The 22701-nt window shown below is 45.4% G+C and carries 20 protein-coding genes and 1 pseudogene; 12 read left to right on the forward strand and 9 right to left on the reverse strand.

All coding sequences use genetic code 11. The features are described from left to right. Positions 1 to 22: 22 nt before the first annotated feature. Both AB4493_RS03870 and AB4493_RS03875 read right to left on the reverse strand, forming a co-directional pair. Positions 23 to 1165 (reverse strand): ATP-binding protein, encoded by a 1143-nt coding sequence (locus tag AB4493_RS03870; protein WP_372154546.1) that lies wholly within the window; start codon positions 1163 to 1165, stop codon positions 23 to 25. Positions 1166 to 1313: 148 nt separating this feature from the next. Beyond that, entirely contained in the window at positions 1314 to 1730 is a 417-nt protein-coding gene (locus AB4493_RS03875) for an N-acetyltransferase (protein ID WP_108112258.1), read from the reverse strand. 410 nt (positions 1731 to 2140) lie between these two features. Between AB4493_RS03875 and AB4493_RS03880 the strand changes: the two are divergent. From AB4493_RS03880 to AB4493_RS03895, 4 genes and pseudogenes are all read left to right on the forward strand, one after another. Beyond that, positions 2141 to 3097 (forward strand): annotated as a pseudogene (locus AB4493_RS03880) (integron integrase). A 109-nt stretch (positions 3098 to 3206) separates the two neighbouring features. After that, complete coding sequence (locus AB4493_RS03885) at positions 3207 to 4106, forward strand: homocysteine S-methyltransferase family protein (protein WP_371725595.1); 900 nt, start codon at positions 3207 to 3209, stop codon at positions 4104 to 4106. A gap of 113 nt (positions 4107 to 4219) precedes the next feature. Then, on the forward strand, positions 4220 to 5230 hold the full coding sequence (locus AB4493_RS03890) for a Gfo/Idh/MocA family protein (protein ID WP_372154547.1): 1011 nt from the start codon (positions 4220 to 4222) through the stop codon (positions 5228 to 5230). A 10-nt stretch (positions 5231 to 5240) separates the two neighbouring features. Next, positions 5241 to 6749, forward strand: a complete 1509-nt coding sequence (locus AB4493_RS03895) for an SgrR family transcriptional regulator (protein WP_372154548.1) — start codon at positions 5241 to 5243, stop codon at positions 6747 to 6749. Between the two features lie 96 nt (positions 6750 to 6845). Here the strand turns inward: AB4493_RS03895 and AB4493_RS03900 are convergent, their stop codons facing one another. From AB4493_RS03900 to AB4493_RS03915, 4 genes are all read right to left on the reverse strand, one after another. Further along, positions 6846 to 7940, reverse strand: a complete 1095-nt coding sequence (locus tag AB4493_RS03900; RefSeq protein ID WP_102394448.1) for an HDOD domain-containing protein — start codon at positions 7938 to 7940, stop codon at positions 6846 to 6848. Between the two features lie 231 nt (positions 7941 to 8171). Next, positions 8172 to 9227, reverse strand: coding sequence for an alcohol dehydrogenase family protein (locus tag AB4493_RS03905; RefSeq protein WP_372154549.1), 1056 nt, complete (start codon positions 9225 to 9227; stop codon positions 8172 to 8174). Continuing rightward, complete coding sequence (locus AB4493_RS03910) at positions 9224 to 9742, reverse strand: TetR/AcrR family transcriptional regulator (RefSeq protein ID WP_372154550.1); 519 nt, start codon at positions 9740 to 9742, stop codon at positions 9224 to 9226. The genes AB4493_RS03905 and AB4493_RS03910 overlap by 4 nt, the downstream gene beginning before the upstream one ends. A 155-nt stretch (positions 9743 to 9897) precedes the next feature. Next, positions 9898 to 11031 carry a multidrug effflux MFS transporter gene (locus AB4493_RS03915; RefSeq protein ID WP_372154551.1) on the reverse strand — a complete coding sequence of 378 codons (1134 nt, stop codon included), beginning with the start codon at positions 11029 to 11031 and terminating at the stop codon, positions 9898 to 9900. 97 nt (positions 11032 to 11128) lie between these two features. On the opposite strand from AB4493_RS03915, the gene AB4493_RS03920 reads away from it, so the two are divergent. Further along, positions 11129 to 11902: a helix-turn-helix domain-containing protein gene (locus tag AB4493_RS03920; RefSeq protein WP_017065211.1), complete on the forward strand. Its 774-nt coding sequence runs from the start codon at positions 11129 to 11131 to the stop codon at positions 11900 to 11902. Between the two features lie 99 nt (positions 11903 to 12001). On the opposite strand, the gene uxuA is transcribed toward AB4493_RS03920, so the two are convergent. From uxuA to AB4493_RS03935, 3 genes are all read right to left on the reverse strand, one after another. Further along, complete coding sequence (uxuA, locus tag AB4493_RS03925) at positions 12002 to 13189, reverse strand: mannonate dehydratase (RefSeq protein WP_017068145.1); 1188 nt, start codon at positions 13187 to 13189, stop codon at positions 12002 to 12004. 207 nt (positions 13190 to 13396) lie between these two features. Beyond that, positions 13397 to 14179 carry an FCD domain-containing protein gene (locus tag AB4493_RS03930; protein ID WP_017068144.1) on the reverse strand — a complete coding sequence of 261 codons (783 nt, stop codon included), beginning with the start codon at positions 14177 to 14179 and terminating at the stop codon, positions 13397 to 13399. Positions 14180 to 14286: 107 nt separating this feature from the next. Then, positions 14287 to 15270, reverse strand: a complete 984-nt coding sequence (locus AB4493_RS03935; RefSeq protein WP_029235323.1) for a TRAP transporter substrate-binding protein — start codon at positions 15268 to 15270, stop codon at positions 14287 to 14289. 299 nt (positions 15271 to 15569) lie between these two features. On the opposite strand from AB4493_RS03935, the gene AB4493_RS03940 reads away from it, so the two are divergent. The 7 genes from AB4493_RS03940 (at position 15570) to AB4493_RS03970 (ending at position 22655) form a co-directional block, all read left to right on the forward strand. Further along, the gene (locus AB4493_RS03940; RefSeq protein ID WP_017068142.1) at positions 15570 to 16082 is read left to right on the forward strand and encodes a TRAP transporter small permease; all 513 of its coding nucleotides are present in this window, start codon (positions 15570 to 15572) and stop codon (positions 16080 to 16082) included. A 15-nt stretch (positions 16083 to 16097) separates the two neighbouring features. Further along, positions 16098 to 17405, forward strand: coding sequence for a TRAP transporter large permease (locus tag AB4493_RS03945; RefSeq protein ID WP_017068141.1), 1308 nt, complete (start codon positions 16098 to 16100; stop codon positions 17403 to 17405). A 96-nt stretch (positions 17406 to 17501) separates the two neighbouring features. Continuing rightward, entirely contained in the window at positions 17502 to 18965 is a 1464-nt protein-coding gene (locus tag AB4493_RS03950) for a fructuronate reductase (protein WP_017068140.1), read from the forward strand. A gap of 12 nt (positions 18966 to 18977) precedes the next feature. Further along, on the forward strand, positions 18978 to 20390 hold the full coding sequence (gene uxaC / locus AB4493_RS03955; RefSeq protein WP_108094027.1) for a glucuronate isomerase: 1413 nt from the start codon (positions 18978 to 18980) through the stop codon (positions 20388 to 20390). Positions 20391 to 20393: 3 nt separating this feature from the next. Continuing rightward, complete coding sequence (locus tag AB4493_RS03960) at positions 20394 to 21386, forward strand: sugar kinase (RefSeq protein WP_017070469.1); 993 nt, start codon at positions 20394 to 20396, stop codon at positions 21384 to 21386. Between the two features lie 9 nt (positions 21387 to 21395). Next, positions 21396 to 22022: a bifunctional 4-hydroxy-2-oxoglutarate aldolase/2-dehydro-3-deoxy-phosphogluconate aldolase gene (locus AB4493_RS03965; RefSeq protein WP_017068137.1), complete on the forward strand. Its 627-nt coding sequence runs from the start codon at positions 21396 to 21398 to the stop codon at positions 22020 to 22022. Between the two features lie 129 nt (positions 22023 to 22151). After that, on the forward strand, positions 22152 to 22655 hold the full coding sequence (locus AB4493_RS03970) for a YgjV family protein (RefSeq protein WP_017057788.1): 504 nt from the start codon (positions 22152 to 22154) through the stop codon (positions 22653 to 22655). Positions 22656 to 22701 lie beyond the last annotated feature (46 nt).

Raw genomic sequence — 22701 nt, forward strand, 5'->3', positions numbered from 1 at the left:
TTAATCCTTATTTGTTATATGCCTACGCGAGTTGTTCGAAGACCCATTCAGAGAACACCCTTTCAATGTGCCAACGGTTATAGTCGCCATCCGGAAACCTTGACTCAAGTAACTTATTTCGATTAAGCATGAATGCCTTGTATTTTTCTTTGAACTCAGCTTGTAACTGTAGCCTTTCACTATCATTACCAATGATAAAAAATGGTAGTCTAATAATTGGTGGCTTAATCTGTGAAGAAATTGGAGATGATAAGGTTTTTAAAGTAATCGTTGCTGTCTCAATTTCCCGTAAATGCTTAAACAAACTATATTCTAATGTACCTTTTTGAAAATAATAAAGGTCACAGTAAAAATCCGCTTCAAAGCCATCATTAGCTTCGGGATATGTAATAAATTCAATACCGGGAAACGGGATTTTCAAATTTTCTTTATAATAATGTACGACTAAAAGTTCTTCGATTACCGCATTTTTATATTTTAGATAGTAGTTATACTGTTTTGGTTGTTCGACAAGAACATTTTGCCACCAATAGTTACCACCTTCATATTCAAGTTCACCTATCTCGATTGTAAAGTCAGGATCAACTGCATAATAAGCTTTATCGACTCCGTCATAAATCCAGTTTTCGGAGTCTTCTAAGATAATCGAAAACCGTTTAGGGGCGGACAAATCAAGTCCAAACCTTTCAGACCACATAGCCTTTAGATCAGATGGATTCGCACATGAATCTAATGGCGTATTTGTGTCCTCAACACGCGAGTAAACAACCCCGGCACGAATGAGCTTGTTCTTACAACGAAACTCCTGAGTGAGGTAATACGGTTTAAGCCGTTCATTAAATATTGTTAGTACAGCAATCTCAGCGCCTTTGTATACCACAGAATTCAATTGTACATTGGGTACGTTATGTTCACTAAATGCCAACTTTCGTAAATGATTGATAATGTCTGCTTGGCTGTATGACTTATCTTCCTGAGATAAACCTAGTACCTCAAGTGAGTCTGAAATACCAAAGACAATATATCTATTACCATCATGTATGACGTTAGCCATACATATAATGTCATGGACTAACGCAGCGATATTTTCATGGAATTTTTGTTTAAAATCCCACCACAGACCTTCTCTACCACTTAGAAGCAGCTGATTAACTAAATGTTCCATATATCTCCACTCGGGCATATAACGCCTGCATAACACGTTTACTACCAAGCAATTATACTTAAAATTGACGCCTTAAAACGATAAACACCCGGCAAACTGAGATTGCCGAGTGTAGTAAATCGTGTTGATGCGATTGTTATGTTTTTATCTAAAAGCTGAAATACGATGGATTATCATACACTTCGCGTGGTTTCACAGAATCATCCAGATATAGACGAAGATGAACACGAGTTCCAAGGCTTTGGTACTTTTCAAATCCGAGAGATTCATAAAAAGTTACGAGATTCTCCATAGTTAATTCGCTATCCGCGTCTGGTTCTGCGGTGATTTCTACGCAAGCTTTAGGGCATTCTACCGCAATACGTTTAAGCGTCTCAGAGAGCAACTTTTTAGCTAATCCTTTCCTGCGAAATTCAGGTAATATATCTATGCGCTCGATAGAATAGACATTTTGATGTGCCGCATTTTGTCTCCACATGCAATTACAATCATTACTGTAGTTTTCAAAATACTCATAAAAAAATCCTTCATGCTCTTTATGCATAATATTGGATAACTGATCCATGATACTCCTTATGGATAAACCGTCGGCTGGTTAAATTTACCAAGCCTTTTAATCGTAAATTTTGGTTGTTTTCGGGGGCACACCAAAACATAACATTTTAATATTGTGCAAGCACGAATCCATCCGCTTAACATATCAAAAAGGTCACTCATAACCAACTGAATGCTATGCATTTAATATAAAAGTGGGTCTAAACAATAAGTGTGAAAACGTGCAAGCACATATTGCCGACTATGTAACGCTCGGCCTCATTCTTAACCACCCATAAATCTGATGTATAATCAATAATTTAAAATAAGCCTCTCGTTAAATTCGTGCTCAATCAGAGTTAAAAACCACTCTTTTTTAAGTCACTAATTATTCAACAAGCAATAAACTGTCTGTATGTACAGATTTTGTGAGGGGAATATATGGCGAGTCAATTCATGCAGGCAATTTGCGAACATATGACGATGCGAGGCTATAGTCGCAAGACAATCAAAGCCTACTGTTACTGGATAAAATACTTCATTCATTTTCATAAGCTTAAACACCCTGAACAGATGCATGCCGCTGAAGTTGTCTCCTTTCTTTCTCATTTAGTTAATCAACAAAAAGTAGCCATCAATACTCAAAAGGTAGCTCTCAATGCTCTAGCCAATTTATACAATCAATTTATTAAGCAACCTCTAGGAGACTTAGGGTTTAGCTATGCGACTCGGTCTCGAAAAATTCCTAGCGTACTCAATCATGCGGAAGCTATCTCGGTGATCAATGAAATAGATCCTAAATATCAACTGTTTTTTCGCTTGTTGTATGGTTCAGGTTTGAGAGTATCGGAATGCCTGAGGCTTCGAGTACAAGATATAGATCTAAAACAAGGGTCTCTCACTGTTCACAATGGGAAAGGAAATAAAGACCGAGTGACAATTTTAAGTTTTTCACTCACTGAAGCTATACAAGACAAAATTTCACAAGTTGCAGTTCTGCTCGCTAAAGATAACTTGAATGGGTTTGGGCCATCTTTGCCTCACCGATTAGGTTAAAAATACCCTAGTGCCTATCGACAACTTGCTTGGATGTACCTATTCCCATCAAAATCCGTCACTCAACACTCTGAGTCGGGGATCGTATGCCGACACCACCTACATGATTCGGTACTCCGAAAAACGCTGAAGAAGGCGACTAACTCTAATAAATTGCGCCACAAGCGAATTAGTTGTCATACTTTCAGGCACAGTTTTGCTACGCAACTTCTAAAGTCAGGCTCCGATATCAGAACGGTTCAAGAGCTACTGGGGCACAGTGATGTTAAGACAACTCAGATTTACACTAACGTTATTGGGCAACACTTTAGTGGCACGACTAGCCCGCTAGACGGCTTATAACGAAACTCCCTCATCGATAGTTGAACCTTGGCTTGATGGCTTCTGTCTGACAAGGTTGTCTGATATGGTGACGGCAGAACTTCAGCAACTGTTTTAGATAGTATTAAATATGAAAACACTAACCATACTTGATGGCGGCATGGGCCGAGAACTCAAAGAAATTGGCGCGCCATTTTCTCAACCGCTTTGGAGTGCTCAAGCGCTGATTGAAGCACCCGAATTTGTTAGCCAAGCGCATCAAAACTTTGTCGATGCAGGTGCTGAAATCCTAATCACCAATAGCTACGCCTGTGTGCCTTTTCATTTGGGTGAAGAGCTGTTCGAGCAACGCGGTTTTGAACTAGCCACACTGTCTGGTGAGCTGGCTAAAGCAGTTGCAGACAATGCTACCCACACAGTGAAAGTCGCGGGCGCGATTCCACCGCCATTTGGCAGCTACCGACCAGACTTGTTTAAGGTAGAAGAGGCAGCGCCAATCATTCAAACGCTTTACGATGCCCAGGATCCAAACATCGATCTTTGGATAGCGGAAACCATCTGCAGCCTGCAAGAGTTCGAATCCATTCATGCGGTTCTTAAGCAGTCAGATAAGCCGTGTTACTACGCATTCAGTTTGGAAGATACCAAGGGCGATTCTGCCAATATTCGTTCTGGCGAGAGCGTAACAGACGCCATCAAACTTGCCTGCCAATCAAACGCGACAGGCATTATGTTTAACTGTTCAGTGCCTGAAGTGATGGATCAAGCCATTATCGATGCCAAGAAAGTGATCGATGAGCTAGGCAGTGATTTAGAAGTTGGTGTCTATGCCAACAATTTTGCGCCTATCAGCAACGAACATGAAGCGAATGATATGTTTCAGGAGATGCGTGAGCTGGATGGCCAAGGTTACTTAACTTACGCTAAACGCTGGCATGCACTGGGCGCGAATATTATCGGTGGCTGTTGTGGCATCGGGCCAAAACACATTCAAGCTCTAGCCGATTGGAAACGCTCCCTACAGAGCTAATCCTGAGCTTCAACTAGAATAAAATAAATAGAGAACAGGTTGAGAAATCTGTTCTCTATTTGTATGTGACGTCTCTGAGTACACTGAGACAAAACAACGATTTGGAGCAACAGATGAGCGACACGCAACGCAAAATTAAATGGGGTATCGCAGGGCTAGGCAATATCGCCAATCGATTCGCTACCGCAGTCACAGAGCATTGTCTGCATGGTGAATTGTATGCCGTTGCCGCCAGAGATCACTCACGCGCAGCCACGTTCGCCAACAAGTTTGGTTGCGACAAGGCTTATGGTTCTTACGAAGAGATGGCGAATGACCCAAGTGTCGAAGCGGTTTACATCGCTACGGTTCACCCATACCACCAGCCACTTGCTGAACTGTTTCTAAAGAATAACAAGCACGTATTGGTCGAGAAGCCGGCTTTTACCAACCTTGCTGACTGGCTTGAGATGAAAGCCCTCGCCAAGCAAAATGGCGTGATGCTGTTAGAAGCAATGAAAACCGTGGTGTTTCCCGCATATCGTGAGCTCCAATCATTCTTGGTCGATAACAACATTCAGATAGATTCAATCGAAGCCAGCTTTGGTAACCATCATGACTATGAGCCCGATTTGTTTATCTTCAATCCGGATTTGTCAGGCGGAGCAACACTCGATGTTGGGGTCTATGGGCTTTGGTTCTTTTACGATCTGTGCCGAACGCTGGGTGTAAACCCTTCAAAACCTCAGGTAGAGATGTCGTGTCTTTATGAGGGGGCAAATGTTGATACCGATGCGTGCTTTACATTCTCTGGTGATATGAACGGTAAGATATCGGCATCAACAGTGCAAAACCTTCCCCGAACAGCACACTTGAGTGGACCTGAAACCAAAATCACCATTCACGAAAAATGGTGGAATCCGGCCTTTATTGAGATTGAACATCAAGGCAAAAAGTCGACCATTAACTACCGAGTGATAGGGAATGGATTCGAGTTTGAAATCGACCATTTTTCAGATTTGGTGCTTCAAGGCAAAACTGAATCGAATATCCTGAGCTCAGAGATAACCTCTCGAGTTCTCGATACGATGGAAAACGCACTGATTGATTCTGGCTATTCACATTTAACTCAATCTCGTCGTTAGGAAAAGCAAATTGGGCAACCTTAAGCGTAAGCTTGAACTGTATGAAAAGATATTTCAGGCTTTTGGGCCTGGAGTATCACACTGTCAGGTCAACCAACTGGCCACACTGCTGCACGTGAGTGAACGTCACGTTCAGACCTTACTCAAAGCGATGACAGCACAAGGCTGGATTGAGTGGCAAGCTAGCTCAGGCCGCAGCAAGAAGGCACAACTCACGTGTCTGGTTGAACCCATTGAGGCGTGTTACCAATACGCACAAACCCAAGCTGACGCAGGCAACATAGAACAGGTGTTTAGCACCTTGAGCTTCAACGGCCGCAATGCTGGCACTGAGTTGCAAGCCTTTCTAAGCAATACCAATCCGTCGACGCAGAATATCGCGTACATCCCGTTTCACCGAGAACTCGAAGCGCTTCACCCTCAACGAGTGCTTAGACGCACCGAACGTTTCTTAGTTATGCAAGTTTGCCAACGCCTAACCTCCGTTAAGCACGGCAAACTCAGCGGCGATCTGGCTTATCATTGGCAGCCTAATCAAGATGCGACACAGTGGCACTTTCAGATTCGCAATGGTGTTCACTTTCATAACGGTCGAACACTCGAACCTCAAGACATAGCACGCAACCTTAACTCTCTCTGCCAAAGCAAAATATGGCATCGCTGTTATCAGCATATTGATGAGGTCTCTGTCTCGGCAGGCAATGTGGTTGTCGTAAAGTTGAATCAACCTGATTGGCATTTACCGCGCCTACTTGCTAGGGCTGAAGCCTCCGTATTCGATCACTCATCACCGACTGATAGGCTGATTGGATCTGGCGCGTTCTCATTAGACATCTTCTCAAGCAAGATGTTGAGATTGAGCCGCAATAGCGCCTATTCACACAGCACGCCGATTCTGAATCGAGTCGAGTTGTGGGTCTATCCTGAATGGGCACAGAGCAAAGCCTGCGCTCAAAATCAGGTGTGCGTGAAACTGCCCGAGAAAACGACCAGCGTGCGTGGCGATGACCATTCTTCCCAACCGGATTTCGGCTCAACCTTCTTTAAGATTCAAAGCCCGATGTTGTCTTCAACCGTTCGTGAGTTCACCGTTGAAGACACCTCTGAATGCCAAGCCCTTTTCGATCAGTTGTCAGTGTCTGGCGACCACAAAACCAGCGTGGAATATGGGCATTACCTAACTACTAAAGACGTCGCGCTATGCAGCATTATTGATGAGAATGACACCTTCACTTCGTGGTTAAGCTTCTTCAGTCGCTTCCCGTTTGAGGACTTAGCGCTGCCTGCTGAGATGCTAGAGAAAATCGAACAAGGCTTAGCCTCAATAAGAAACCAGCCCAACGTTGAGTTAGCGATGAATGCACTGTTGGAACTCAAGCATTGGTTGAATGACTCTGGGGTTGTGGTTGAGCTCAAGCAAGAGGCGTTCAACTTAGAGGTTTCTGAAAAGATACACGGCGCGCAAGTAAATGGTTTCGGTTGGTGCGAACTCGACAAGCTGTGGATTAGCCATTTGTAAGCGTATTTCGTAGCTGAATGTATTTCACAACCTAGCCCAACCAAGCTGCAACCAATCATTATGTTCAGTCACAGCGTAGGTCGAATAGGCTAAGGGTTAGCTCACTAGCGATAATTCAGACTCTTTATAGATACGGTTAGCCACTTTGTATGCAGCCGGAGACATCAGTGTCTCTTTGCATCTGCGCTTAAATTGCTCGACTTCAATCGTTTGTTCTTCCAGTAAATAGCACAGCTCACTCAAGTAGTTAGCTTCAAACACAGCTTGACCAAGTGGTGTGCATTCGTATCGGCTCGACTCTTGGTAGCCAATCGCGGTCAACACTGATTCTGGCAGTTCCCAGAACTTAGCAATGGTGTAAGTCAGGCGAATGGAGTAGCTGTTCATCAGGCGCTTCAATGCTAACGAGTTAGGTGGAACAGAAGGATCAACATGCTTGAAGGCTTCTACCATCATCTGGAAAATGATCATCTTGCCTAAGTTGCGAATTAACCCAACAAAATACGCCGCTGCTTGCTCTTCTTGAGATGAAGAGTCTTTCATCAACTCCTTAGAAAACGACGCGGTTTGAACACTGTGATTCCAAATTTTCTCACCGAAGTGACGCCAGTAAATATTGTTCCCCGGCGTGAAGTTCTTCATGTAGCTATTCACCACCCCTTCAACGAGCCCTTGAGAACCCATATTTAAGAATGCTGTTTTTAGGTCGGTAACCTGTTTTTCATTGCGTTTGTAAAAGGCGCTATTTGCCAGTTTAATCACATCGGCAGCCATACTCGGCTCGCGCTCAATCACTCTTAACAGAGTATCGACATCAAACTCATCGCTCTGTAATTCGCCCATTAACGTGGTCACAGAGGCTGGCATCACTGGAAGTTCATTAAGCAAGGCTTTTGGAGAGCGAATCAAGCGTTCGATTTGGCAAGCGACAAAATCACTAAATGGGTCTGACTCCGTTCGAAGGCGAGACTCTCCAAACAAATAATCAAGGAACTCACCATCGTGAAGGCTAAGCGTCTTATCGACGATTAATGATGATGGCTGAGCGGACGACGGCGGAACAAAGATTGAAGACTGAACAGAATCAGTAGCAACGGTTTGTTGTTGCTCTTGTTGGGCAGGCTCTGCAGAGGGTTTGTTTTTTGAATAAACAAAAGGTGAGAATAGTGCCTGCAATACCCTTTTAAACATCAATACGGCTCCTAGATGATTATCAAACAGTTCGGGATATATAACGGCGGTGATTATCGCACAGGCAACTCATAAACCATACAGTGATAAATGAATCATTAACCTTTCAGCTGTATAGGATCTGTTACCCAACAATTTGCTCAGCTCCTCGGTATTCACCAGGAACAAAAAGAGCGAGCAAATAAAGCTTGCTCACTCTTCCATCAATCTAAACCGTGAAGCTGACTAAAACTAGCGTTCTGCCACTTCCAACACGATCTTACCAACATGCTTTTTCTTTAAGAACTCATCTTGCGCTTTATGGATATCGGCTAGCGGATAAGACTCTGCAACGATGGCGCCAATCTGCTGTTTCTCGATACGATTAACCAAGTTTTGGAATACTTGCGGTTCTAAAACCGTGCAACCAAAAAAGCTGAGGTCTTTGAGATACAAAGTTCGCACATCAAGCTCAACCATTGCACCACCAATCGCACCAGACACAGCATAACGGCCATGTGGTTTCAGCACTTCAAGGAATTCCGGCCATTTGTCACCGGCGACTAAGTCGATAACCACATTCACACTGCTTTCGCCTAGCGCTTTAACCAAATCTGCATCACGGGCAATCACTTCATCAGCGCCAAGTTCAAGTAACTGTTGGTTCTTGCTTGGGCTAGTGATGGCAATAACATACGCGCCGCGAGCTTTTGCTAGCTGAATAGCCGCAGAGCCCACACCGCCCGATGCACCTGAGATAAGCACGCGATCACCCTCAGCCACATTCGAGCGAGTCAGCATGTTTTCTGCGGTCGAGTAAGAGCATGGGAAAGACGCTAGCTCAACATCCGACATAGTGCTGTTCACCGCATATGCGTGTTTCGCGGCGACTTTGGTGTACTCAGCAAAACCACCATCGCACTCAGAACCGAAATACCATGGCTGTGGCAGATCTCGTCCGTACACTTCTGTTAAACAAGGTTCGATAAGAACACGCTCACCAATACGGTCAGCCGAAACTTCGTTACCAACGGCTACGATGAAGCCGCACACGTCAGCACCTTGGATACGAGGGAACTTTAGCGCTTCGCCAGACCAACTGGCATCGTCTGAATCATCACTTTTAGAATACCAACCGATTCGTGTGTTGATGTCGGTGTTGTTCACGCCTGCCGCCATCACCTTGATCAGCACTTCATTAGGTTCAATTTGAGGAACAGCGATATCTTCACGGTAACCCAGCATTTCTGCCCCGCCGTGCCCTAGCATCTCTGCGCCTTTCATTGTTTTTGGTATCTCGAAATTCATACTGTTTCCTTGAGTAATTTTGTCACCATATTCTGCGCCGATGCCACTGCTTCTTCGCCTAAGACTGGCCACGCGCTTGATACGCCTTCATGAAGTAAAAACAGTGGTGTCGCGAGATCCTCTCGAAGGCTCTGCTTGCCTATTAGCAAACGGACTTGTTCTTTATGCTGTGTAACCGCGTGGCTGATAAGCTCATTATCGGGAAACGCGGCCATCGCATTCATCGACATGCACCCATGTGGCGCATACTCTTCTAACCATTGTTGGAGCTTGTTGAAGATATGAGTAACCGATGCGAGCCCCTTTTCAGGCGACGTTTCCAACAAGAAATCTAAGTAGCGTTGGTGTCGATATTCCAAGGCACCAACGATCATCGCTTCTTTTGAAGGGAAATGTTTATACAAGGTTCTTAGGCTTACATCGCACGCCGTTTTCAGCTGTGCAACGCTCGGCTCAGCAAAACCTTGCTGGCTAAATGCCACCTCTAAGCTTGCTGCAATCTGTTCTCTCAACATAGTGCTCTCTCAATACCCGACAAAGGGTAGAATGATTGTTCTACCTACAGAGTAGAACGATCACTCTACCCCTGTCAATATCCAAATTTACAAACCAAGAAATGATAAATTCCGCGCCAAACAGGACACGGAATTTATCAATACAGATGAGAGACTTAGCGTTTAAGCTGGAGTCGACTGCGTATCGTCACCAGAACAGATAACGCGCCACAAAGTACCAACACTACACCTAGATCTTGGAGCATTCCCGCTAAAGCGAGCCCTGAGCCGATCAAGGTGTAATACATCAAACCAAACAGTGCGCCTGCACTTCCTGCTTGAGATTGGTAACGTACCAACGCTCGGCTCAATACATTGGGAATCGCAATGCCAAACGCCATAACCACCAACATCATTGGAAGCAAGAACCAGATCGTGTGTTGTGAAAAATACACACCCACCGCACCTAATGTTTGAAGCCCTGCTGCGATACCAATCAGAGACATTGAAGACACTTGTCTCTTCAACAATGTCTTGTTCACCAAGCTTCCCAACAGAGTCCCGAACCCAAGCACAATGCCGCTGTAGCCAAGCTGCTCAACGCTAAATCCAAGTTGAATGAAGGCAAATGAACCCAATTGATAATAGGAAAACAGTGCAATATTGAACGACGCGACCAGCAACGCAGACATCCATATATCGCTATCTTTGACCATGTGAATACTGAGTGACTTTAACTGCAATGGCTGCTTAGATTGTTGCGTTTCAGGCAATGACCATAGGCTATGTGCCAACAGCACTAACACCATAATAAACAGGGCAATAAACACATATTGATGCCCGCCCGCTTGGCTTAATTGACCGCCAAGAAGCAGCCCGATGATTGGGCTAATCGACAGCCCCATCCCCATGTAACCAAACACCTTGGCCAGTTCAGCGCCGCTAAAGGCATCTCGCAACATGGTTTGTGTCACAACCGAGCCAACCGCAAGCCCGAAAGCGCCCATGGCTCGGGCTATCATCAACCAAACAAAGCTATTGGTTTGCATAGCAATGAGTGCTGAACAAGCGAATAACCCCATGCCCAATAACATGGTTGGTCGGCGCCCCCACTTGTCAGCTAACACGCCCCATACCACCACACCCACCGCAAATGCAGAGAAGTAAATCGATAGGGTTTGAGCAGCTTGTGTGTAACTGACATCAAAGGATTTCGATATTGAATCCAGAGTCGGGCTATAGATGGTTTCTGCGATTTGAGGGAACATCAGCAATAGCACCATTTGCCATAAAGAAGGTTTTGTTTTCATCATTTTTCCAAGACCAGTGAACTTGACGAGGAGTCTAGGGGAAACTAACCTTGGCTCGTTAACAACATTAAAACCAAAAACAACAAGATTGGGACAAATGGCATTAATCAGCGAAACCATTGAGTTTGATGCAGACAGCTTACCTGCGCCCGTAATAGGGATTGCGGCAGAGCTAGGTCAGCATGATTCAGGAATACATCACCACGTAAAAGGACAGTTGCTGTATGCTCCGCAGGGTTGCATCACCTTGACCTTAGAAAACGCCATTTGCATTTTGCCGCCGACTAAAGCCGTGTGGATCCCGCCTTATACCAAACATCGCGCGCAGATGACCAATGTGGTTGCTTATCGGTCGCTCTATTTTGATAGCAGTATTTACACCTGCCCAGAAGCGATTGAAATTGTGGAAGTGAATGAGCTTTTAAAAGCCCTGATCAATAAGATGGCTTTCTGGGATTGGGATGTTGCCCGCGAGCAAACCACCAATACCGCCAACCTATTCTGGGAAGAGTTTTACAGTGCTAACCAACACTCGTTTATCTTGCCACTACCGACAGATCGCCGCTTTAAAAGCTTTTGCAAACAAGTCCGAACCGCTTCCTTTCTTGCCCCAGCCCTCTCGACATTAGCGAACTCGGTTGGCGCAAGCACCAAAACGATTACTCGATTATTCAAAGCCGAAACAGGCATGACTTACCAAGAGTGGCGACAGCAATGGCGCTTGTTTAAAGCGATTGAACTGCTCTCAGAAAACCGACAAGTCGTTGATGTGGCTCATCTGCTAGAGTTCTCATCCAACAGTGCGTTTATCGCTTTTTTCAAACAGCAAACTGGACAAACCCCGTTGGCCTTTACCAAGTTAGGGGCGTGATTGTTGTTATCCAAACTCTGAAGTTTTACTGAGCTCAGATACAAAAAACCAGAACATGAGTTCTGGTTTTTAAAAGTACTTTAAAGCTAGATGCCGTCGTTACTTGGTATAGAAAGCGCGTTTCAATGCCATCTCTAAACCACGAACTTCAGCTAAGCCTTTCAATCGACCAATCGCCGAATAACCTGGGTTAGTGGTTTTCTTAAGGTCATCCAGCATTTGATGACCGTGATCCGGACGCATTGGAATTAAGCGGTGATCGCCCACTTCTGCACGACGATTTTCTTCATCCAAAATAGCCATCACAACGTTGTACATGTCCACATCACCATCGAGGTGCGCTGCTTCGTGGAATGTCATTGGGTTGCTCTCTTCACGCTTAGTTGAACGCAGGTGCGTAAAGTAAATTCGGTCACCGTGCTTTTTGATCATATTAACCAGGTCATTGTCGCCACGAACACCGTATGAACCCGTACACATCGTCAAGCCATTCATTTTGCTCGGTACATGCTCGGTCAACCAATCAATGTCTTCGATCGTTGAAACGATGCGAGGCAAGCCTAGAATCGGACGCGGTGGATCGTCTGGGTGAACCGCCATCTTCAAGCCATTCGCATCACAGATAGGCATCAGCTCAGCGAGGAAGTAAGACATGTGCTCACGTAGCTTGTCTTTGTCGATTCCCGCATAGCGATCTAGCTGTGCTTGAAACGCTTCTAGTGTGTAACCTTCTTCAGCGCCTGGCAGGCCAGCGATGATGTTATTAGTCAGTTGCTGAATTTGCTCTGGCGTCATGTTGTTGAAGTAATCCAACGCTTGAGCTTGCTCTGATTCTGAATAGTCCGATTCTGCACCTGGACGTTTCAAGATATGCAGCTCAAATGCCGCAAACGCGATTTGGTCAAAACGCAGTGCGCGCGAGCCATCAGGCATTTCAAATTCTAAATCGGTACGCGTCCAGTCCAACACGGGCATGAAGTTATAACAAACCGTATCGATGCCACACTCAGCAAGGTTAGACAGAGTTTGCTTATAGTTATCAATCCACTGCTGGTAGTTGCCAGTTTGAGTTTTGATCTCTTCGTGCACAGGCACGCTTTCTACAACCGACCACGTTAAACCTTTCTCTTCGATAATGGCTTTACGCTTAAGGATTTCTTCTTTTGTCCAAACTTCACCATTTGGAATATGGTGCAGTGCATTCACAATACCAGTTGCGCCCGCTTGACGAATATCGTCTAGCGAAACTTGATCATTAGGGCCGTACCAACGCCACGTTTGTTCCATGAGACTTACCTTTCTTTAAGACGCACTTAGCCGGCTCGAATTAATCAAGCTAAATGCAATAACGACTTCTTAATGGCAGCAATGACAATTACTGCCCGAGATAGCACCGGTCTACGCCGGTCTAAAGACGATTACCTATCTACAACCTAGTGAATGAATCAGCTTTCAAGAGGAGCCTTGTCGCTGAATTCAACATTAGCTTCAGAACTAGCTTTCTGAGCTAAGCAGCACCACTGGGTTGGAGCTAAATAAGTAACCATCAAAGTTTGGGTCATCAATGTCTGACAGCGCTAACAAACGCTGTTTAACATTCTCAAGGTGTTGCCACATTGCGTTCTTAGCAGCGACAGGGTCTTTGCGCTGTAAGGCGGCGAGGATACGAGCGTGATCATCTAACCATTCTTCACGGTAATCTTGACCACTGATGTGAGAGTGGAGTTTATTCCACATTGGACTCTTTTCGCGTCGATCCCAGGATTGTTTCAACATATCTACCAGCACAGAGTTTTGAGTTGCCTCTGCAATACACATGTGAAATCTTTCATCTCCGCTGCAATCGGTAGTGCCGCTTGCAAGCTCTTCGCGCTCGAGTTCGAGTGCAGAGCGCATCTTAATGATGTCGCCCGGAGTGACCTGAGTTGCCGCAAACTCCGCGATATTACTTTCCAGTAATTGGCGGGCCTGCAGCATCTCGAATGGACCAGCGTCATCACTGACCACATTCTCGCGAGAATGAGTTGGAATGTTCAGGACATAAACACCCGACCCTTTTTTCACCTCAACTAAGTTTTCAAGCTCTAGCATGATGATCGCTTCACGCACTACAGTGCGGCTTACATCTAGACGATCAGCAATATCGCGTTCTGGAGGTAACCTATCTCCGACCTTATACAGGCCTTCAATCAGTTCTTTTCTTAGTACTAACCCTATCTCCTGATAAGGTCTTTTCGGCTCGAAAGGCATCATGATGATATTGTCACTTCTTTCCATTGTATTTCTCTCGCCATCATAATGACCAAATATAATTGGTCAACCTCTATATCTTAAAATGCAGTAACACCTTGTTTTTGTATTACTCTTTTTTCTATATTTGCTCGTTATTCAACAGCCTGAATACGGTCAATCAATGCGCTCAATTCTGGGTCCGCTTTATCTAGCGCGTCGTACATAGGTTGAACCGCTAGTGCGAACGCAGCCTTGTCTGGTTCCACAAAAGTAACGCCCATTTTCTCGGCTTTAGCACGCTCTTTTGCTTCCGATTCAGCCCACAATTTTTTCATCAATTCAGATGAATCACTTGCCGCCTTCATTAGCGCATCTTGTTGTTCTGCAGTCAGTTTATCGTATGCTTTGGTTGAGATAACCAACACATCCGGAACCATCGTGTGCTCATCTAAGCTGAAGTATTTAGACACTTCACTGTGACGGCTCAAGCTGAAAGAAGGAATGTTATTTTCAGCCGCATCTACGACACCTTGCTGCAGTGCTGTGTACAACTCACCGTAAGCTAGTGGCGTTGGGTTACCGCCTAACGCTTTCACCATCGCAATTGCTGATGGGCTTGGTTGAACACGAACTTTCAAACCTTTCAGATCTTCTGGTGTGTTAATTGGCTTATTGGTATAGAAGCTACGCGCACCAGCGTCGTAGTAAGTCACACCAATAAAGCCGCTATCACGAGAAGAGTTAAGAATGTCACGACCTACTTCACCATCAGTCACACTGTAGTAGTGCGCTTGATCGCGGAATAAGTAAGGCATGTTGAATGATGAATAAGCAGGAGAAAAAGCTTCTAGCTCAGCAGCATTACTTTTCACCATATCTAAAGCGCCGTTCTGCATCAGCTCCATAGATTCACGCTGTGTACCCAATTGAGCATCAGGGTAAATACGAATACGCACCTCACCATCAGTCAATTCACGTACTTCTTTCGCCATAAACGTCATCGCTTCATGTACTGCATGGTCACGAGGGTGGTTATGGCTCAGTTTCAATGTTGTCGCTGCATAAGCAGAAGCTGTTGCTCCAAAAGTCAAAGCAGCACCGACAACCGCACTAATCAAAGTTTTACGCGTCATCATCATTCTTATTCTCCGTGGATTGGTTATCCAAAATGTAGGGTGTTTTTTGTTATGGGCTCATATTGGGGCTCAAAAAAGGAACCGTCAAAGCTGAAATTAAAATTGATTGACCAAAGTCACAATAAAAACCCATAAATTGGTCAACCAAAATCATTTGTGAAGTTGCTCACGCCAACCAAAAAATGAATAGCTTATGATTCAGCCAGATTTTTGAACATCCCATCCCTACATAGAAACAATTTCTTACATTGGTAAACCAATTGTTATGAGATACGCAATTTTGTTGAAAGGAAATAAACATGAATAAATTGGTCAGTTACATAAATAGAGGGTTGGCCGCCTTTACAGTGTCTCTATCGTCTTTCTTGGTGCTATGCGTGATATGGCAGGTTCTATCCCGCTATGTTATTGGCAAACCAAGTACTGTTACCGACGAGCTCGCTCGTTACCTCTTTATGTGGGTAGCCCTGATTGGTGCTGCTTACACAACAGGTCTGAAACGCCACCTTGCCATCGACCTACTTACGATGAAGCTGACTGGCAAACGTAAATTAATCAACGAAATCATTATCCAAATAGCCATCGCTTCTTTCTCTTATATCGTTCTGGTACACGGTGGCAGCCAACTTGCAGCTAAAACACTTGCGATGGGACAACTGACTCCCGCTCTAGGTTTAGAAATGGGCTACATCTACTTCTGCTTACCGGTTAGTGGCGCTTTGATGATTTTTTACTCAGTCGTATTTACCTACGAACGCGTTAAACAATTAATGTCAGGTGACGATTTGATCACCGACTCACAACTTGATTGATAGAAGGATTTCACAATGGAATGGCAAGTAATACTGACATTATTCGGTAGTTTCGCTGTACTGCTTACAATCGGTGTACCGGTCTCTTTTGCGATTGGTTTATCGTCACTAGCAACCATCTTAATGAGCTTACCGCTTGAGCCTGCAATTGCTGTAGTTGCTCAACGTATGGCGGCAGGCCTTGATAACTTTGCACTATTAGCAATTCCGTTCTTCATTTTGGCGGGCAACATCATGAACCAAGGCGGCATCGCGCTGCGTTTGATCAACTTCGCGAAAGTGTTGGGTGGTCGTCTACCAGGTTCACTCGCCCACGTAAACGTGATGGCAAACATGATGTTTGGGTCTATCTCAGGCTCAGCGGTTGCATCGGCTGCTGCAGTTGGTGGTACTATGTCTCCTCTGCAAAAGAAAGATGGATATGACGAAAACTACTCGGCTGCGGTAAATATTACGTCATGTCCTGCGGGCTTGCTTATCCCACCTAGCAACACGCTGATCGTGTTCTCATTAGTTTCTGGTGGTACCTCTATTGCAGCATTGTTCTTAGCAGGCTACATCCCAGGCCTATTGATGGGGCTGAGCATCATGATGGTGGCAGGTATTATCGCGAAACGTCGTGGCTACCCAGTCGCAGCTCGTCCTTCCACATCAATGGTATGGAATACCTTCCTAAAAGCAGCACCTTCTTTAGCACTGATCGGCATCATCATGGGCGGCATCATTGGCGGTATCTTTACTGCGACTGAGGCTTCCGCAATTGCTGTGGTATACACGTTTGTTTTAGCTGTGCTTGTCTACCGCGAAGTGAAATGGGGTGATATTCCAAAGATCATCCTTGAGTCTGCAGTAACAACATCTATCGTTCTATTACTGGTTGGCGCATCAATGGGCATGTCTTGGGCAATGGCGAACGCCGATGTACCTTACATGATTGCCGATGCTCTACTCGCGGTTTCCGAAGACCCACTAATGATCCTACTGATTATCAACGTGATTCTGTTGATTGTTGGCATCTTTATGGATATGACCCCTGCGGTTCTTATCTTCACACCAATCTTCTTACCAATCGCGCTAGACCTAGGCATCGACCCTGTGCACTTCGGCATCATGATGACCTTCAACCTTGCTATCGGTATCTGTACACCGCCAGTAGGCAGTGCTCTGTTCATCGGTTGTTCGGTTGCCAACATTGCCATCGACAAAGTCATCAAGCCTTTATTGCCATTCTATGCCGCACTTATTGCAGCCCTAATGGCCGTTACTTTTATCCCTGAGCTGAGCTTGTTCCTACCTGAATTGGTACTGGGCTACGGTTCGTAATTTGGTCACAGATAGATTCTAAGACTGCTAAACACTCAAACGCTTTATCAAATAATAAAATCCCGCTGGTTCGCTGGCGGGAAAAGGAACTGAATAATGAAGACTGTTGCTAACTCTACGCTGCCAAACACTGTACTACGACCTGACTACGACCGTTCAGCACTCCAAAGCCGTATCGTGCACCTTGGCTTCGGTGCATTTCACCGAGCGCATCAAGCGTTGTTCACCAATGAAATGCTCAGCAAGACCAGCACTGATTGGGGTATTTGCGAAATTAACCTATTCGGAGGCGAAGACTTAATTGAATCACTTCGCACGCAAGATCACCTTTACACGGTTGCTGAAAAAGGCGCTGAATCCACAGACGTTAAAGTGATCGGCTCAGTGGCCGAATCTCTTCACCCAAGCCTAGACGGCATCGAAACCGTATTAGAAAAAATGGCCGAACCTCAAGTGGCTATCGTTTCTATGACCATCACAGAGAAAGGCTACTGCGCAGACCCAGCGACAGGAAAACTCGACAAAAATAACCCATTAGTCATCGCTGACCTAGCTAACCCAAGCGAACCTAAATCAGCATTAGGTTACATTGTGCAAGCGCTCAAAATTCGACGTGAACGTGGCTTAACACCATTCACGGTCATGTCTTGCGATAACGTGCAAGAGAACGGTCATGTAGCAAAAGCAGCGATCATTGAGTTTGCTCAACTGCTTGACCCAGAATTACGTGATTGGATTGAAACCAATGTCACCTTCCCATGCACCATGGTTGACCGTATCGTACCCGCAGCAACAGAAGAAACACTGACAGAAATTGCAGAACTGCTTGGTTGTGAAGACCCATGTGGCATCGCCTGTGAACCCTTTCGCCAATGGGTGATTGAAGATAACTTTGTGGCAGGTCGTCCAGATTGGAATGTCGCTGGCGCAGAGTTCGTAGAAGATGTGGTGCCTTACGAAGAGATGAAACTGCGTATGCTCAATGGCAGTCACTCTTTCCTTGCTTACCTTGGATACCTTGGTGGCTACGACCATATTTCCGACACTATGACGGATGCTGGCTACCGAAAAGCCGCTTTTGACATGATGATGAAATCACAGGCACCTTCGTTAACGATGCCTGAAGGGACTGATTTAGAAGGTTACGCAACCTTGCTGATCAACCGCTTCACTAACCCAAGCTTGAAGCACAAGACGTGGCAGATTGCGATGGATGGCAGCCAGAAGATCCCTCAACGTATGGGTGGCAGCTTACGATTCCATTTAGATCAAGGCTCAGATTTCTCGTGGCTTGCAACCGCCATCGCTGGCTGGATGCGCTATGTATCTGGCGTTGATGAGCAAGGCAATGAGATTGATGTCCGCGATCCAATGGCAGACACACTTCGCCAGATCTGCGACCAGCATGGACTCAATGTTTCTGTGGTTCCAGCATTACTTGCGGTTGAAGCGATTTTCCCTGCCGAGCTAGGCCAAGACCCGCAGGTCATTGATGCGGTAAGTTCAGCGTACCAATCATTAATTGAACACGGTGCCGTTGCGACCGTGGCTGCGTTATAAGGAGTACAAACAATGAAGAATTTCTTATGTGAAGACTTTTTACTGTCGAATGAGACTGCACGTCGTTTGTACCATGAACACGCAAGCCACCAGCCGATTTATGACTATCACTGCCATCTAAACCCGGCAGAAGTGGCTCAAGATCGTCAGTTCGAAAACATGTCTAAGATTTGGCTTGAAGGTGACCACTACAAATGGCGTGGTATGCGTTCAGCAGGGATTGATGAGCGTCTGATTACTGGAGGCGCAAGCGATTATGATAAGTTCATGGCCTGGGCTAGAACCGTCCCTCAAACCTTGGGCAACCCACTTTACCATTGGACTCATTTAGAACTACGCCGCCCATTTGGTATTACTGGCACTCTCTTTGGTCCAGAAACCGCAGACCAAATTTGGCACGAAGGCAACGAGCTATTAGCGACACCAGAATTTAGTGCTCGCGGCATCATGAAGCAGATGAATGTGGTGATGGCTGGTACGACAGACGATCCAATTGATTCTCTTGAACACCATAAGGCGATCGCTCAAGACAATTCATTTGATGTACAAGTGTTACCAAGCTGGCGCCCAGATAAAGCCTTCAAAATCGAACTCGACACCTTTGTCGATTACCTGCGCCAACTTGGTCAAGTAGCCGATATCGAGATCCGTCGATTTGATGATCTGTTGAGTGCGCTAGACAAGCGTTTAGTCCACTTTAATGCCCATGGCTGTCGTGCGGCTGACCACGGTATTGAAGTGGTTCGCTACGCACCTATTCCATCAGAATCGGATTTGGATGCCCTGTTAACTCGACGCCTCAATGGCGAAACGCTCACCGATCTAGAATGTGCGCAGTTTTCAACAGCGGTTCAGGTGTGGTTAGGCAAGCGCTACGCCGCAATGGGTTGGGTAATGCAGCTTCACATTGGTGCTCAGCGCAATAACAACACGCGCATGTTCCAACTGTTAGGTGCAGATGCAGGGTTTGATTCGATCAGCGATAAGACGTTTGCCTTCGAATTGGCTCACCTGTTAGACGAAATGGATCAAAGCAACGAGTTACCTCGCACCATTCTTTACTGCTTAAACCCTCGCGATAACGAGATGATGGCAACCATGATTGGTAACTTCCAAGGTGGCGGCATCGCGGGCAAAGTTCAGTTTGGTTCTGGTTGGTGGTTCAACGATCAGAAAGACGGCATGCAACGCCAAATGGAACAGTTATCTCAACTTGGTCTGCTTAGCCAGTTTGTCGGCATGCTGACTGACTCTCGCAGCTTCTTGTCGTACACACGCCACGAATACTTCCGCCGAATTCTGTGTGACATGCTTGGTCGTTGGGCTGAAAACGGCGAGGTGCCAAACGACATGTCACTGCTTGGCCCTATGGTCGAAGACATCTGCTTTGAAAACGCAAAACGCTACTTCGAAGAGAGGGCGTAACCCATGAAACATATCGCCATTATTGGTGAGTGCATGATCGAGCTTAACGGCAAACCGTTCGGCTCAATGCATCAAACGTTTGGCGGAGACACACTCAATGCTGCGGTCTATCTAAGCCGCGGCTGCGAGGCCAACCTCAATCAAGATGACATAAAAGTGTCCTACGTCACGGCTTTGGGCGCAGACCCGATTAGCAAGGGAATGTTAGAACGCTGGCAACAAGAGGGGGTGTCGACGGACCTTGTTCTACAAGACAGCCAACGTACTCCGGGTCTATACCTAATTCAGCTTGATGACGCAGGTGAACGTACCTTTCTGTACTGGAGAAACCAGTCGGCTGCACGCTACCTGCTACAGCACCCAGATTTCAATCAGATAAAGCAGGCACTGCGCAATGTCGATATGGTCTTTCTCAGCGGGATCACATTAGCGATTCTGCCTGAACAAGATCGTATCGAGCTATTGAACATCTTGGTTGAGTTGAAGGCACAAGGTGTTGAGATTGCCTTCGACAGTAACTTCCGCCCTGCACTTTGGCCACAAGACGAAAACCAAACCGTCAAAAACAGCTACCAGGCCATGTATACATTGACGGATTTAGCGTTGGTCACATTCGATGATGAACAATTAATTTGGGGCGATAGCTCTCCAGAACAAACTATCGAACGTCTAACGACGCTGGGTGTTAAGCGATGCATCGTCAAACTGGGTGCAGATGGCTGTCTCATTCAAGATGCCACCATTCAAAGTAACATACACCCAGATTCTGGTGCCGCTTCGGCTCCACTAGCGGTGCCAACCCTGCCTGTTGATCATGTCGTTGATACGACCTCGGCAGGAGACTCATTCAATGGCGGATTTTTATCGGCTTACCTTGCGGGCGAAGACTTAACAAAGTCATGCCAGCGCGGCAATACCATGGCAGGCGTCGTTATCCAACATCGTGGTGCCATTATTGCAAAAGAACTCACTCAAGCGGCCATCACAGCCATTTAAGGAATACCAATGTCTAACATCAAACAACAACTGAAAACACTGAAAGTTATCCCTGTGATCGCTATCGACAACGCTGAAGACATCATCCCTCTGGGTAAAGTGTTAGCTGAAAATGGTTTACCTGCAGCAGAAATTACATTCCGTTCGGAAGCTGCAGTTGAAGCAATTCGTCTACTTCGTGAATCACAACCAGATATGTTGATCGGCGCAGGCACTGTGCTCAATCGTGAGCAAGCTATTGCGGCTAAAGAAGCAGGCGCAACGTTTGTAGTCTCTCCTGGCTTTAACCCAAACACGGTAAGAGCCTGCCAAGAGATTGGTATTGATATCATTCCTGGAGTCAACAACCCGAGTACAGTAGAAGCCGCTCTAGAAATGGGCTTAACCACATTGAAGTTCTTCCCTGCTGAAGCATCAGGTGGCATCAACATGGTTAAGTCACTTCTTGCGCCTTACACGGATATTGAAATCATGCCGACCGGTGGTATCAACCCAAACAACATTAAAGACTACCTAGCGATACCTCGCGTGCTCGCATGTGGCGGTACTTGGATGGTGGATAAGAAGCTGATTGAAGAAGGCAATTGGGAAGAGCTGGCTCATTTAACTCGTGAAGCCGTTAAGTTAGTCAATTAAACCTAGTGCAATAGCATTTTGACGTTATATCTAGCCCTCCTTTTGGAGGGTTATTTTATGGTTGAGCATTATTCTTTCAAAGTTAATATTTAATCGTGCTCGATAGCATCTTAAAAATAAAGGCTAAATATGGAAAACTGGATAACACAAGGAGTTGGCGGCCTGGCTTTTTGTATCGGTGTAATGGCCTTTTGGCAAAAAGATGATATGCGTTTTCGCTACCAGATGATGATCTTTTGTTTTGTAATGAGTATCCATTTCATATTAATGGGCGCCATAGTGGCGGCTATAGGCGTAATTATTAATGCTATTCGCAGCTATGTATCGATAAAAACTCAATCGCGCAAAGTGATGTGGTTCTTTATTGGCTTGATGTGGTGCATGACTTTACCCAACATGAATCATTTCTTTGAATTTATTACGGTTGTTGGTTCATCCGTTGCGACATGGGCACTCTTTTCAAGACAAGGCATCGCATTGAGGTCCTTGATCTTATTCAATTCTTTCTGTTGGGCTAGCCATAACATTTGGATTGGTTCGATTGGCGGGTCCTTTGTCGAAATCACCTTTATTGTCACCAACATGGTCACTATCTATCGTTTACATCAACGCAGATTGTTAACTATAAAATAGGCAATATATTTTTTATTCTAAATTTAAAATATGGAAGTAATACATC

The organism is Vibrio sp. 10N.222.55.A1 (assembly GCF_041473835.1).
Lineage (GTDB): Bacteria > Pseudomonadota > Gammaproteobacteria > Enterobacterales > Vibrionaceae > Vibrio > Vibrio crassostreae_C.